At 63.0% G+C, this 14531-nt stretch carries 8 protein-coding genes; 7 read left to right on the top strand and 1 reads right to left on the bottom strand.

Going from position 1 to position 14531, the window contains the following annotated elements:
- Positions 1–6: 6 nt before the first annotated feature.
- Complete coding sequence (locus M1E02_RS11950; protein WP_479374486.1) at positions 7–1008, bottom strand: LacI family DNA-binding transcriptional regulator; 1002 nt, start codon at positions 1006–1008, stop codon at positions 7–9.
- Between the two features lie 155 nt (positions 1009–1163).
- On the opposite strand from M1E02_RS11950, the gene M1E02_RS11945 reads away from it, so the two are divergent.
- The 7 genes from M1E02_RS11945 to M1E02_RS11915 all read left to right on the top strand — a co-directional run bounded on the left by M1E02_RS11945 (position 1164) and on the right by M1E02_RS11915 (position 14493).
- Entirely contained in the window at positions 1164–3224 is a 2061-nt protein-coding gene (locus M1E02_RS11945) for a beta-galactosidase (RefSeq protein ID WP_479374485.1), read from the top strand.
- A gap of 9 nt (positions 3225–3233) precedes the next feature.
- Positions 3234–5411, top strand: a complete 2178-nt coding sequence (gene yicI / locus M1E02_RS11940; RefSeq protein WP_479374484.1) for an alpha-xylosidase — start codon at positions 3234–3236, stop codon at positions 5409–5411.
- A 40-nt stretch (positions 5412–5451) separates the two neighbouring features.
- Entirely contained in the window at positions 5452–7485 is a 2034-nt protein-coding gene (locus tag M1E02_RS11935; RefSeq protein ID WP_479374483.1) for an aldo/keto reductase, read from the top strand.
- 36 nt (positions 7486–7521) lie between these two features.
- Positions 7522–9123, top strand: coding sequence for an alpha-N-arabinofuranosidase (locus M1E02_RS11930; RefSeq protein ID WP_479374482.1), 1602 nt, complete (start codon positions 7522–7524; stop codon positions 9121–9123).
- 72 nt (positions 9124–9195) lie between these two features.
- Complete coding sequence (locus M1E02_RS11925; RefSeq protein WP_479374481.1) at positions 9196–10215, top strand: acetylxylan esterase; 1020 nt, start codon at positions 9196–9198, stop codon at positions 10213–10215.
- Positions 10216–10369: 154 nt separating this feature from the next.
- On the top strand, positions 10370–11767 hold the full coding sequence (locus tag M1E02_RS11920) for an SWIM zinc finger family protein (RefSeq protein WP_479374480.1): 1398 nt from the start codon (positions 10370–10372) through the stop codon (positions 11765–11767).
- Positions 11764–14493, top strand: coding sequence for a hypothetical protein (locus M1E02_RS11915; RefSeq protein ID WP_479374479.1), 2730 nt, complete (start codon positions 11764–11766; stop codon positions 14491–14493). Before M1E02_RS11920 ends, M1E02_RS11915 begins: the two co-directional genes overlap by 4 nt.
- Positions 14494–14531 lie beyond the last annotated feature (38 nt).

Raw genomic sequence — 14531 nt, 5'->3', positions numbered from 1 at the left:
ACCGTCCTAGCCGCGGACTGCGGAAGTTTCGCGCTGTACCAGGGCGGGCACAATGAGCCGGATCTCCACGGGCTTGTCCGAGTTGAGCCGGTCCATGACCATTTCGACGGCGGCACGTCCAATGTCATGGGCCGGTATGGAAACCGCCGTCCACGGCTGCGCGGAGGCCATGGCCGCGTCTTCGGGAGCGATGGCAACAACCGAGATGTCCTTCGGGATCTGCAGTCCGCGCAGGGCGAGGGCTTCCCGCAGCAAGGGGAGCAGTCCTTCATTGTGGACCACCAGGGCTGTAGCCGGCTCCGGAGCCGAGAGGATGGCGTCCAGGGCGACGGCCAGGGCAACGGACGTGGGTTCGCAGGCCCTCAGGACAGCGGTGATGCCGGCAGCCTGGCAAGCATCCTCAAAGCCTTTGCGGGCACGGTCGGCGTAGGTGGCGTGACGCTCCAGGGAGGCCTGCGGGGAGCCGATGAAGCCAATGCTCCCGTGGCCGAGTTCGGTCAGGTGTCGCACGGCAGTGCGGGACGCGGCTGCAAAATCGAAATCCACGCAGCTCAAGCCCTGCGGATCGTCCGGGAAGCCGATCAGGACAGCTGGCTTCCGGAGCTTCGCAAGCTGAGGGATCCGGGTATCGCGCGCTTCGATATCCATCATGAGCAGCCCGTCCACGATGGACTGGGAAGTCACCCGGTGGATACCGTCGGCGTCGTCCTGGGTCAGCAGCAGAACGTCCTGGTTGTAGTCCCGGGCAGTAGTCACAACGCCCGCCACGAACTGCATGATCACGCTGACGTTTACGTCCGCCCGCAGGGGGACCATCAGGCCAAGCACGTTGGACCTGCTGGAGGCAAGGGACCTCGCGCCGGAGTGGGGGCTATAGTCCAGCTCCTTGATGGCGGCGAGGACCTGTTCCCGCGTTTCCTCGGAGATGGTCCGTTTGCCGCTCAGCACGTAGGACACGGTGCTGGTGGATACCCCGGCAGCCCTGGCGACGTCATTCATGGTGGCCATGGACCACTTCCTTCCTCTGCGCGTGGAACACCATCATAGGCACAAAGACTGAGTGGAACGATGAACTCTTTCGATTGAATTCGACAGGCTCGTCCCAACAACTCCGGTCCAGAGCACCCACAACTGTCCAACCCTGATTGAAGCGATTCGATACCATGATCAACTTTGGCCTTTCTTCCACTTCCACTCCTAAGCGCGGACTGGACTCCCTGACTGCGACGCTGGGACTCATCCACGGCGCTGACTACAACCCCGAGCAATGGCCGGCGGAAAGCTGGCCGGAGGATATCCGGCTGATGCAGCAGGCGGGCATAAACCTTGCCACGGTAGGGGTGTTCAGCTGGGCAACGCTCGAACCCTCGGAAGGAGCCCGTAACTTCGGCTGGCTGGACAACGTCCTGGATCTCTTGCACGACGGCGGCATCCGGGTGTGCCTGGCCACCCCCACAGCATCGCCGCCGCCCTGGCTGGGTCACGATTACCCCACAACGCTTCCGGTGGACGCGGACGGACGCACCCTCTGGTACGGCTCCCGCAACCAGTTCAGCCCGTCGTCCGCCAGATACCGCCGGGCCGCGGCTGCCATCACGGAATCGTTGGCCGAAAGGTATGCGGACCACCCGGCAGTTGCCATGTGGCACGTGGGCAACGAGTTGGGGCAGATCAGTTACGACGACGAAAGCGCGCTTGCATTCCGCGCCTGGCTGATGCGGCGTTACGGATCGATGGAGGAGCTGAACCGAGCCTGGGGCACCACCTTCTGGAGCCAGCGGTATGGCAGCTGGGATGAGATCATGCCGCCGCGGCGCGCGCCTTACCTGGTCAATCCCAGCCAAACCCTGGATTTCCAGCGATTCACGTCCGACCAACTACTGTCCCTCTACAGTGCGGAACGCGACATCATCCGCCGCTACGATCCCACCAGCCCAATCACTACAAACCTGATGGGGTTCTTCCGCGGCGCTGACTACTTCTCCTTCGCCAAGGAAACCGATGTGGTGGCCAACGACTGGTACACCGACCCGGCGGATCCAAAGTCCCACCGGCTGGGCTCGCTGACCCACGACCTGTGCCGGGGCCTCTCCAGTGGCGAACCGTGGCTGCTTATCGAATCCGCGACCTCGGCGGTGAACTGGCGTCAACACAACGTGGCCAAAGAACCGGGGGAACTGCGGGTGGATGCGTTGTCTGCCATAGCGCGCGGTGCCGACGGCGTCTGCTACTTCCAGTTCCGCCAATCCAGCTTCGGCGCTGAACGCTTCCACTCCGGCGTGGTGCCCCTGGCCGGTGAACACACGCGGGTGTTCCGTGAAGTGGCGGACCTCGGCCATGACCTGCAATCCTTGCGGCAGCTGGCCGGCACCCCGTGCAAGGCGAAGATCGCCGTCCTGTTTGACTGGGACAGCTGGTGGGCCGCTGAATCACCGGACACTCCCACCAGCAGGCTGGAAGTATTGCAGCAGATCCAGGCCTACTACGCGCCGCTTCTCCGCAGGGGGCTCGCCGTTGAAGTGGTCCACCCTTCTGCGGACCTGGGCAGGTTCGAGCTGGTCCTGGCGCCGAGCCTGTTCATACTCGGGCAGCAGAACGCCGAAGCCCTTGGCACATTTGTGGAGTCCGGAGGGCAACTGGTGGTGGGCCCGTTCAGTGCTGTGGCGGACCAAAATGGACATCTCGTTCCCGGACGCTTCCCGGGAGTGTTGGCGGAACTTCTTGGCGTGGACGGTGAAGAGTGGCTGCCGCTCGTGTCCCCCTTGGGTGTTGAGTTTTGCAGCGCGGTACCCGGAGAACAGGCTGAGGCCTCCTGGCACGCCAGTATCTGGGCGGAGGATCTGGCGCTCAGGGAGGAAAGAGCGGAGGCCGTGGCGCGCTTTGGCGAGGGACGCCTGAAAGGCAAGCCCGCCGTCGTACGTAACCGCAAAGGCGAGGGGAGTGCCTGGTACGTCGGCGCAGACCTTCCCGCCGAGGCCCTGGACCTGGTTCTTGCTGCGGCCCTGGACTCAGCTCGCATCGCCTCCCCGCTGACGGCACCGCTTCCGGAATCGGTGGAAGCGGCCAGCCGCGGCGGCCACCTGTTCCTGCTTAACCATTCGAACCTGCCGCAGGCGGTCCGGCTCGGCTGGACCTCCGTGGACCTGCTCACCGGGGCCGAGCACGGCCAGCACCTGACCTTGCCGCCTTTCGGGGCGCTTGTACTCAAAGAACTAGGGAAATAGAGGAACAGCATGAAATTCACGGACGGCTACTGGCTCTACCGTAAGGGCCTGTCCGCGCTACATCCGCGGGACGTGTCGGATGTGGAAGCTTCGCAGGACAAGCTGACGGTCTATGCGCCCACCAAGAGGATCGCGGACCGTGGCGATGCCTTGAACTGCCCCCAGCTGACCATCACATTCGAATCACCACTCCCGGATGTCATTGGCGTGACCATTGAACACTTCCAGGGCGGCGTGGACAATGGGCCACACTTCGAGCTGAAGGAAGGAGCAGCTGACATCAGCATCGGGAACGACGACGGCGCGTCCACCTTCACCTCCGGCGGCCTCACCGCGCGCGTCAACACAGCGGGCGACTGGAACGTTGACTTCCTGGGTGACGGCCGGCTGCTCACCAGCTCGGTACCCCGCAGCATCGGCGTGATCACAGACCAGGACGGGAAGCATTTTGTCCACGAACAGCTGACCCTCGGTGTTGGCACCAATGTCTACGGCCTGGGCGAGCGGTTCGGGCCGCTGGTCAAGAACGGACAGTCGATCGACATCTGGAATGAGGACGGCGGCACATCCAGCGAGCTCGCCTACAAGAACGTGCCGTTCTTCATCACCAACGCGGGCTACGGCATTTTCGTGAACCACCCGGAGCGGGTGTCCTTCGAAATAGGCTCCGAAGTGGTTTCCCGGACGCAGTTCAGCGTTGAAGGGCAGAAGCTCCAGTATTTTGTGATCCACGGACCGTCCCCCAAGGAGATTCTGCGCCGTTACACCGAGCTGACGGGCAGGCCCGCCAAGGTGCCTGCTTGGTCCTACGGGCTGTGGCTTTCCACCTCCTTCACCACGGACTATGACGAGAAGACGGTGATGTCCTTCATTGACGGCATGGCCGAGCGCAAGCTTCCGCTGTCCGTCTTCCACTTCGACTGCCACTGGATGCGTGCCTTCCACTGGAGCGACTTCATCTGGGACCCTGCCACCTTTCCCGATCCCGAGGGCATGCTCCGGCGGCTACACGAGCGGGGGCTCAAGGTGTGCGTGTGGATCAACCCCTATATAGCGCAGCGCTCGCACCTGTTCCGTGAAGGAGCGGAGCGGGGCTATCTCGTGCAGAGGGCGGACGGCTCGGTCTGGCAGTGGGACATGTGGCAGGCCGGCATGGGCCTGGTGGATTTCACCAATCCGGACGCCGTCACCTGGTACCAAGACAAGCTGCGCACCCTGCTGGATCAGGGCGTGGATTCCTTTAAAACAGACTTCGGCGAGCGCATTCCCACCGACGTGGCATGGCACGACGGCTCCGATCCCCAGCGGATGCACAACTACTATGCGCAGCTCTACAACCGGGCGGTTTTTGACCTGCTCACCAAGGAGTTGGGTGACGGCCAGGCAGTTCTGTTCGCCCGCTCGGCTACCGCCGGCGGACAGCAGTTCCCCGTCCACTGGGGCGGGGACTGCGAGTCCACCTTCTCCGCGATGTCCGAATCCCTCCGCGGCGGCCTGTCCCTCGCGTCCTCGGGATTCGCCTTCTGGAGCCACGACATTGGCGGGTTCGAAGGAACACCTGACCCGGAGCTCTTCAAGCGCTGGATCGCCTTCGGTCTGTTGTCATCCCATTCACGGCTGCACGGTTCAGGCTCCTACCGCGTGCCATGGCTGGTGGACGACGAATCGAGCGACGTGCTGCGCCACTTCACCGAGCTCAAGATGCGGCTGATGCCGTACCTGCTATCGGCAGCCGAGGACGCCCACCAGACGGGGACTCCGCTGATGCGGCCCATGTTTCTGGAGTTCCCGGAGGATCCCGCGTGCACCCACCTTGACCGGCAGTACATGCTTGGGTCCGAGTTGCTGGTGGCGCCCGTCATGGGCGGCGGCTCGGTGGACTTCTACCTGCCGGAGGGCACCTGGACGCATCTGGAAAGCGGCGAGCAGCTGTCCGGACAGCGCTGGCACAACAAGGCGTTCTCAGTGCTGGAGGCCGCCGTGTACGTCCGCCAGGGCGCAGTCCTTCCGCTCGGAACTGTCAGTGACAGGCCGGAATATGACTGGGTCAACGCGTTGGAGTTCAAGGCCTTCGCCGCAGTCGACGGCCATAGCAGGACCGTCACCGTTCCGAAGGCCGACGGCGGCTTTGCCCGGTTTGAGGTGACCGTGGAGGACGGGCGGGCAGTCGCCGTCGAACATCAGTAAGCAGTTTGTCCATGAAACTCACAGCGCAAAGGAATCTGTCATGAAGGAGTTAGCCAGGGAGACCATCAGGTGGGGGATCCTCGGCCCGGGACACATTGCCAGGAAATTCGCAATGCAACTTCCGTCCAGTCAGACGGGGGAGCTCGTAGCGATCGGCAGTTCCGACCGGAACCGTGCGAAGGAATTCGCAGTGGAAGCCGGCGTCCCGCAGGCAATCACCGCCACGTACGAAGAGGTGTTGTCGAGCCCGGACGTTGACGCCGTCTACGTGTCAACCGTGAACACCAGCCACGCCAAGCTCGTTCTGGCCGCCGTGCGCGCAGGCAAGCATGTGCTGTGCGAGAAACCCCTCGCGCCGAATCATGGAAGCGTTATGGCTGTTGTCGATGCCGCCCGCACGGCAGGCGTCATCCTCATCGAGGCCTACATGTACCGGTTCCACCCGCAGACAGTGAAGCTCCTCGAGCTCATCCGCAACGGAGCCATCGGTCACGTGCAGCACGTCGACGCCAGCTTCTGCTTTGAGGTGCCTGAGAAGAAGGGCCGGTTGTTCGAAGCGAACCTTGCCGGTGGAGGCATACTCGACGTCGGTGGCTATCCTGTGACCATGGCACGCGCCGTGGCAGGCGCAGCTTCCGGGCAGCCCTTCGCCGAACCCATCGATTTGCGGGCGGCCGGATATGTCGGCAGCACACGGGTTGATGAGTGGGCCGTTGCCCACTTGACCTTTCCCTCAAACCTCACGGCAACACTGCGTGCGGGGATTCGCATCCAGGACCCTGAAGAGGTCACCGTTACCGGTTCCGAAGGCACCCTGTTCCTCTCTGATCCGTGGACAATTAATGACCGGCAGGAGCTGGTACTCCGGCGCGTGGGGGAGCAGCCGCAGAAGTTCACGTTCGCTTCGGACAACCCGGCCAACCGGTCCTACGCACTGGAGGCCGATGCGCTCGCAAAAGCTGTTGCAAGCGGCCAAGAGTCCCTTGAGATGTCCCTTGAAGACACGTTGGGAACCTCGGCTGTGCTGGAGCGCTGGCGGGAACAGGTCGGTGTGCGGTTCCCGTTCGAGGCCGAAGATGCCAACATCCCTACCGTTTCCGGCCTGCCGTTGGGGGTCAGGCCGGAGACAGCCATGCGCTATTCGCAGATTCCAGGGTGGGATAAGCCCGTCTCCAGACTTGTTATGGGCTGCGACAACCAGCCCAACCTGGCGCACGCTTCGTCACTTTTTGACGCGTTCTGGCAGGCCGGCGGTAACGCGTTCGATACGGCGTGGATGTACGGCAATGACGGCGAACACGAGAAGCGGTTCGGAAAATGGCTCGCTAACCGCGGGGTTCGCGAGGATGCGGTGGTCATTGTGAAAGGAGCCCACACCCCGCACTGCGATCCTGATTCCCTATCCCGGCAACTGCTGGAATCCTTGGACCGGCAGGGACTCGACTATGCCGACGTTTACCTCCTGCACCGGGACAATCCTGACATTCCGGTTGGTGAGTTTGTTGATGTACTGGATGAGCACGCACGCGCAGGGCGGATAACGGCCTTTGGCGGTTCGAACTGGACATTGGAGAGGTTTGATGAAGCCAATGCCTGGGCGGCGGCCAATGGCAGGCGGCCCTTCACGGTACTGAGCAATTACTTCGGCTTGGCGGAGGCCTACGATGTCCCCTGGGTCGGATGCCGGACTGCCACCGATCCGGAGTCCAAACGTTGGCTCACAGAACGTAACGTAGCGCTGCTGCCATGGTCTTCACAGGCCCGCGGATTTTTCGCCCGCGCGAACCCCGACAAGCTCAGTGACCGCGATCTCGTGCGTTGTTTTTACGGCGATGCGAATTTTGAACGGAAGCGCCGTGCTGAACAGTTGGCAACAGAATTCGGTGTGCCGGCTACGGCTGTGGCATTGGCCTACGTGCTGGCCCAGAAATTCCCAACCTTTGCATTGGTTGGGCCACGATCAATCGCAGAGTACCGCGGCACCATGACGGGTCTTGGCATCGAACTGAATGAGCAACAGACATCGTGGCTGGATTTACGCAGCGGGCCAGAAGAGCGCCCGGAATCAAACTAGCTGGAATCTACTTAAAAACTTTGGAGTATCTTGAACATGGCATTTTCGCCCCGCCTTATCGTCAATCTGGACATTGCAGGTCCCACCATCAGCCGCCACGTCTACGGTCATTTCGCCGAACATCTGGGGCGTTGTATTTACGGCGGTTTCTGGGTGGGGGAGGAGAGCGGGATCCCCAACACCCGGGGCATCCGCAATGACGTTGTGGAAGCTCTGCGCGAGCTGCGCATCCCCAATCTGCGCTGGCCGGGCGGCTGCTTCGCCGATGAGTACCACTGGCGTGACGGCGTCGGCCCTCGTGAGCAGCGTCCGCGTATGGTCAATTCCCACTGGGGCGATGTTGTGGAGGACAACTCCTTCGGTACCCATGAGTTCATGGACCTCTGCGAAATGCTCGGCGCGGATGCCTACGTCAACGGCAATGTAGGTTCCGGCACCGTCCAGGAGATGAGCGAATGGATGGAGTACCTCACCCGTGCGGACGATTCCCCCATGGCCGCTCTACGCCGGGCTAATGGCCAGGACGAGCCTTGGAAGGTTCCCTTCTTCGGCATCGGCAACGAGCCCTGGGGGTGCGGCGGTCATATGCGTGCCGATGCCTATGCCGATCTGGCCCGCCAATACAGCACCTATGTGCGGAACCATAACGGCAACGATGTATACCGGATCGCTGCCGGCGCCGGTGACGAGGACGTAGCCTGGACCAAAGCCCTCATGGAGGCTTTGCCTGACAAGGGCAGCTCCAGCCGCAGGAGTTCGCCTTACCAAGGCATCTCCCTGCACCACTACACGATGTCCGGTCACTGGGATGCCAAGGGTTCGGCAACCGCGTTCAGCCAGGATGAGTACTGGAAGACCATCAAGTCCGCCCAGCACATCGAGACCCTCCTGTCCATGCACTCCACCATGATGGATGTCTATGACCCGCACAAGGCGGTGGGCCTGGTCCTGGATGAATGGGGCACCTGGTGGGACGTTGAGGCTGACACCAATCCCGGCTTCCTGTACCAGCAGAACACCGTCCGTGACGCCCTGGTTGCTGCAATCCACTTCGACTCCTTTCACCGGCACGCGGACCGCCTGGTCATGGCGAACATCGCCCAAACTGTCAACGTCCTGCAGGCCATGCTGCTCACCGATCCGGAGAGCGGCGCCCTGGTCAAGACCCCCACCTTCCACGTCTTCGCCATGAACGCAGGGCACCAGGACGCCGCGGTGCTGCACACGCACCTGGACTTTGACACTTCGCATGAGCTGGACGGGGACCGGCTCCCCACCTTCACAGCATCCGCCAGCACCAAGGACGGTCAGGTGCTCATCTCCGTGGCCAATCTGGAGCTGGAGGGCGAGAGAGAAGTGGTCCTGGACCTGCGCGGCGGCCGGTTGGAGCAGGTGGAGGCACTGGTGCTCGGCGGTAACAGCGTCGCAGCGTTCAACGCTCCCGCGCACCCCTACGCCGTAGAGCCCCGTCCTCTCGCCGTGAAAGAGCGCGACGACCAACTGGTGGTTCGCCTGCCGGCGCACTCCTTCGCGACCATTCGCGGAACGCTGGCCGGGCAGGCCCGGGAGGCCGCCGCCGCTGCCGCCGCAGCGATCACCCCTCCCACCACCGGCAGCAAACCCTGCCTCAGCTGCTGAGCAGTCACACCTCCCCAGGTGCCCCATCAACCCAACCACCCTCAAGAAACCCCGACAGGACCGGACAGCACCATGCCTCTTTCTGACCTTCCCCTCGAGGAGCTCCGCGCGTACACCTCAACAGTGACGCCCCCGGATGACTTCGACGCCTTCTGGGATGAGACCCTTGAGGAGGCGCGAACGTTTCCCCTCAGTGCCGTCTTTGCGCCTGCGGAGAACTACCTTTCCATCATCGACACTTTCGACGTGACGTTCGCCGGCTACGGCGGTTCCCCCATCAAAGGCTGGCTCCACCTCCCGGCGAACCGTCCGCCCGGAACCCGGCTCCCCGTCGTCGTGAACTATGAGGGCTATTCAGGAGGGCGCGGCCTGGTCAACCAGGACACCAGATGGGCACAGGCGGGCTACGCGCACTTCATTATGGATACGCGCGGCCAGGGCTACGGCGGAACGCTGGGGGAGACAGCCGACCCGCACCCGAGCGCCGGGGAGGTGGCGTACGCCGGGCTGATGACCAGGGGAGCGGGCAGGCGAGAGGACTACTACTATCGTCGCGTCTACGTGGACGCCTTCCGCGCGGTGGAAGCGGTCCAATCCCATCCGGAGGTGGACCCATCGAGGGTGATCCTGGCCGGAGGCAGCCAGGGCGGCGGCCTTGTGGTGGCCGTTGCCGGGCTGGCTGCCGGAAGGCTCGACGGCGTCATCGCCGCACTGGCGGACGTCCCCTTCCTGCAGGACTTTCCACGCGCCATCGACATCACGCCGCGCGGCCCCTACCCGGAGATCGCGGCTTTCCTGGGCCGGCACCGGGACCGGTACGAACCCATGCTCGCCGTGCTCAACTACTTCGATGGTGTAAACCTCGCCCGGGCGGCCACGGCTCCGGCACTCTACTCAGTAGCCCAGATGGACGATATCTGCCCCCCGTCCACCGTGTTTGCCAGCTTTAACGCGTATGGCTCGGGCACTGCTGCGTCGGCGGGCACCGGGGCGGCGAAGGAGATCGAGATCTACCGGTTCAACAACCATGAGGGCGGTCAGGAACATCACTGGATCAGGCAGCTGCAATTCCTGCGGAAGGTCCTGGGCTGACCAGATTTTTGCCTTAACGCTTTATACATTTTTCTAAATTGCCAATCCAGAGCCCGTTTTAGGGTTCTGCGCTCTATTCAGTGTGGTTGCAGTACGCGTAGTGTTTCCCACATTCACTGATTTGAGCTGGGGGACACACGATGGAACCGACACGGTGGCAACCAAGTATGGCAGCCGGAAACACGGCGGCTCAGGACCATCTGTGAGCGGTTACCGGGGACAATCCCTGCTGGAGGAATCAGGCGACGGCAAGCAACTCGTGCTTGAGTCCGCTTTAGGCGCCACACCCTTGGGACTCGTGGAGAACCCGAGCTTCTTCCAGGGATTTGCTGCGAGGCCCGAGGTAGTTTCCTGCGCCTTGTTGGCTGTCGCGGACGTGGCGGCCTCACGCTACTACGATGCCGCGTTCCGGCTCAGCGACGTGTTGGATCCAGTCATGACTGCAAGCGGAGACCGCCTGCGCTGTGAGTCCTTTTCGGCATGTAACGGGGTCCATGCGCGGCTGGACCTGCTGGGCAGCGGTCTCGACGGCGGCGAGATCGGTTTCGGGACCACCAACGTAGACATCAACGCCCCTTTGCGCTCCGCGCTCGCCAACCTGCACAGAAACGAACTGCTCCATCTACAAGTCGGCCGGGAGCAGTTGGTGGTCTCCACCCCTGCGGAAAGCCATGTGGAGCGGAAAGTGGAGCTTCCGGACCGGTGGATCCGTGGTTTCGCTGAGACACCGGGGATCGCTGCCGGAATGACGCATCTGGCAACCCTGTCCGGCTCCCTGATCAGCCAGTTCCTGGGTTCACTCCCGTCCGCCCAGCCCGGGCGCACGGTCTTCCTGCTGCCATCGGTCCGGGGATTGCGTGAGGTGGCTACGCCGAAGGCCTCAACAGTCACGCTGGCGGGCACCGGGCGGCTCGCGGGGGCCAGACGGGTGGCCAGATTTGCTACCCGGCTGGACATCTTCCGGCACGAGAATGGAGCCAGCGCCTGGGCTTTCAGACTACCGGGGGCCGACTTCACACTGCTGCTTTCGCCTGCGGCCGGCAGGGGCTTCTCGGGCGAAGGAGGGATACTGTCAGCGCTTGCCGCCCTCGACGTGAAGGACGCCGGAATGACCGTTCTGGACTTCCTTGAATGGCAGGCGGTCATTTCGGTTGAGGCGCTCGGCGCACGGACCGGCCTACCGGCCCAGCAAGTGAGGCAGGGGCTGGCCTGGTTAGGGGCATCCGGGAAGGTGGGTTTCGATTTACTGGAAGATGCCTACTTCCACCGGGAGCTGCCGCTGGATCAGGAGCGGATCGTCAAGGACAATCCTCGGTTGCAGGCAGCGCGCGGCATCGTGGCCCGGGGAGGGGTATCCCGGATAGAGGACGGCTGGGATGTTCCTGCCGGGGGTGGAACTTTTATGTACCGGGTCACGGCGAGGGATGAAAGCCACCAGTGCACCTGTGCCTGGTGGTATGAATATGGCGGTGCCAGGGGCCCGTGCAAGCATGCCCTCGCAGTGCAGCTACTGGAGCGTGACGCCCGTGATGACGAAAATATGAAGGGATGATCAAGCCTGAGGACCGGGGCGACCCGCGGCTGGTGCAGGAGGTGCGCCGGTTCGTTGCAGCGGAGGACCGGGGAGCCCTTCTCGACTACATGAGAGCGCCCCCGCCGGATGAGCTCGCCGAGGCGACGAAATGGCTAGCCAAGGGCGGCCGGACCATCCTGACCAGAGACCTGGACTGGCGGTTGTACAGTGCCGGTGTCACCAGCGACGAGATGCTGATCCGCCACTACGTACGCGCCTTGGTCATCCTCGCCATTGACCCACCTGGCATCGCCGCCAAGGCGCTGCCATGGCCAGGGATGGCGTCAAACAGGACCACCCAGACCTTGACGATACTGGACGTTCTTGTCGCAAAAGGGGAGGAGTGGTGCCGGAGGTTCGTCAGCGCGGCGATCAACAGGAACGCAAAAGCCGGACAAGACACCTCCGTCAGCGTCATCCGCCACTGCCTGCCGCTCATTCTGCATTTTGGTATGGACCCAGCGGTTTTCGACGCCTATCCGCGGCTTTGGGCGTTTTACTATCGGGAGCTCGTGGCTGGCATGACCCACGAGGTCTGGAACGATGAGGTAGCGGCGGGGTTCGTGTACTCCGGGTGGTCCGGAGTGGAGTTCCGCATCGGCCCCGACGGAAGCGCGGTTCTCTTTCCGAAGATGCAGAAATCGTTGCTGGAGTTGTGGGACCAGGACGTGACCGCCCCGGAAACCTTCCTGCGGTGCTTTGACGTGCCGGACGCTTTGGCTCCTCTGACCAAAAAGGGCGCCCGGGAGGAGTGGACCGTTGGTGCCGCAGTCCGCGGCTCCCTCGACAGGGGAACGTTCAGCAGGGACGACGTCTTTGGCAAGCTCCGCACCGCCCTCGCACGGGACGACGGACTCCCGAGCCAGAGAGTGCTGGCGGAGATCCTGAAGTCCTGTCCGCCCAGTCCTGAGCACGTGGCAGCCAACATCCCGCTCCTGCTTTCAACCGTCGCCGCAGCCGCCGGATTCCTTTCCTTCCCGGCTTTCGAGCTTCTGCTTCAAGCACCTCTGGACGGCGCCGACCTTCAGGCCCTTAGCGGCGCAGTGTTCGGCAGGACCGAGAAAAAGCCGCAGGAACTTTTGGTCCAACGACTAAAATCCGTGGCGACGGCGGAGACATATGACGCCTCCGTCCTGACCGCCTGCTGGGAGGCGGCGGCGGCATCGACGGACCTTAAGATCCGGTCCATCGCGGAATCGATGCTGGACATTCCTCTTGCCGGAAGCTCAAACCCTTCAGCTGCTTCAGCCTCACTATGGGGAACCGGGGTAAGGCAACCTCCGGAAATCCCCCGGTATGTGGCATTGGAAGCCGATCCCAGGAAGGCGCTGCCTCATTGGAGCGGACAGCGGGAACATACCATCGCAGAAGAGCAGTATCTGGATCGCTTCCTGCGTACCGTCTACCAGGTTCCTGGAAACGTGCGCGAGTGGTACCGGAGAAACTATCGTCTTGGCTATCAGCCAATTCCCGCCGAGACAGCCCCACCGCCACCGAGCTTGGAGAGCTGGGCTTGGTCAAGCCCTAACGTTGTGCTGGCCGCCTGGGCGGCAGGAGAGCACAACCTGAGCGCTCACCGGAATTTGGTCGGATTGCTCCGGACATCGCTGTCCCGTCCCATCGATTGGGACGACCCTTTTCGGGCTTACAGTCCTTTGGCCGCTATCCACACGTTTCGCCAAAGCGAGCTGGCCGTCCAGGCAGGGACAGTGCCGTATTCCCTGGCCACACCAAGCTTCGACAACTTCCGGCTGGAACTGGGCAGGCTTGTGTCACTGCTGCGCCTTTTTGAACGGGAAGGCTGGGCCTACGGGGAAGCTGACCTGTTCCAAGCACTCCTGCGGCTGGGACCCTTGGATGCGGAACTGTCAGCCGATGTGCCTGAGCTGAACGTCCTGCCGCTGGACGGCTCAGATGTACCGGAGCGGCTGGCCGGCCGAATTCTTCTCGAGTGGGTCCATGGTGGAGGTTTTAAGCCCCCGCCTGTGGACGCTCCACTGACCCTGCCTGTGTCCTTGGACCGGTTTCCGTCGATCCCACCTGAGCTGCTTTCAGCAGACATTTGGACGCGGGCAGGGCGCGGGTACCTTATCAGTTGGCTTGGGCACGGTGCTTCGGCAGTTGTGCCGTTCTGGCCGGACCTCGGCGCCATATGGTTGGATCGGGGTTCAGTACATGGCGGCCTGGTCTCTTTTGGGGAAGGAGGCCTGGCAGGGGCAACGGCCGGGAAACTCGGGCAATTGACTCACAGCTGGTTCATAGCCGCGCTCTCTTCCCGCCATGAAGACGGCCGGAACCGCGCTGTCGAAACGCTGCTGGAGCTGGCCGCCAGGCGCCAACTTTCAGGGGAACACCTGGCCGCGGCGGCCCGGGAGTGCGTCGAGACTGGCGCTCATTCGCTCGCCAGGCTGGTGCGGAGCCTGACGCTGGTGGCATACGAAGGCCATCTGGATTGTGTTTGGCCATCACTCACAAGCATGGTGGTGGCGTGCTCAGGCCAGCAAAAGATTCCGCCAGGAACACTGGATGTCCTGGCCACCTGTTCGGAACTCTGGGACTTCATTCCCTCTGAACATAGGACCGCAGCGGGCATTCCGGCAGAGTTCTCCGCTGCAGTGGTTGCACTGGCTGCCTCAAAGTCGGCCACCAAGACCTCCCTCGAAGCGAAGCAGCTCGCGTTGCGGATGGGGCTCCCTGTGGAGTGACGCAGACGGGCCGCCCACTCGTGGACGGCCCGCATGCG

The sequence above is a fragment of the Arthrobacter sp. Z5-13 genome (assembly GCF_056499105.1).
This window is presented reverse-complemented; position numbering and strand designations above follow the sequence as displayed.

Bases quoted from the DNA above. Each gene is read 5' to 3' on its own strand.
- M1E02_RS11935 (WP_479374483.1), top strand. From the start codon at position 5,452: ATGAAGGAGTTAGCCAGGGAGACCATCAGGTGGGGGATCCTCGGCCCG.
- yicI (WP_479374484.1), top strand. From the start codon at position 3,234: ATGAAATTCACGGACGGCTACTGGCTCTACCGTAAGGGCCTGTCCGCG.
- M1E02_RS11915 (WP_479374479.1), top strand. From the start codon at position 11,764: ATGATCAAGCCTGAGGACCGGGGCGACCCGCGGCTGGTGCAGGAGGTG.
- M1E02_RS11950 (WP_479374486.1), bottom strand. From the start codon at position 1,008: ATGGCCACCATGAATGACGTCGCCAGGGCTGCCGGGGTATCCACCAGC.
- M1E02_RS11930 (WP_479374482.1), top strand. From the start codon at position 7,522: ATGGCATTTTCGCCCCGCCTTATCGTCAATCTGGACATTGCAGGTCCC.
- M1E02_RS11925 (WP_479374481.1), top strand. From the start codon at position 9,196: ATGCCTCTTTCTGACCTTCCCCTCGAGGAGCTCCGCGCGTACACCTCA.
- M1E02_RS11945 (WP_479374485.1), top strand. From the start codon at position 1,164: ATGATCAACTTTGGCCTTTCTTCCACTTCCACTCCTAAGCGCGGACTG.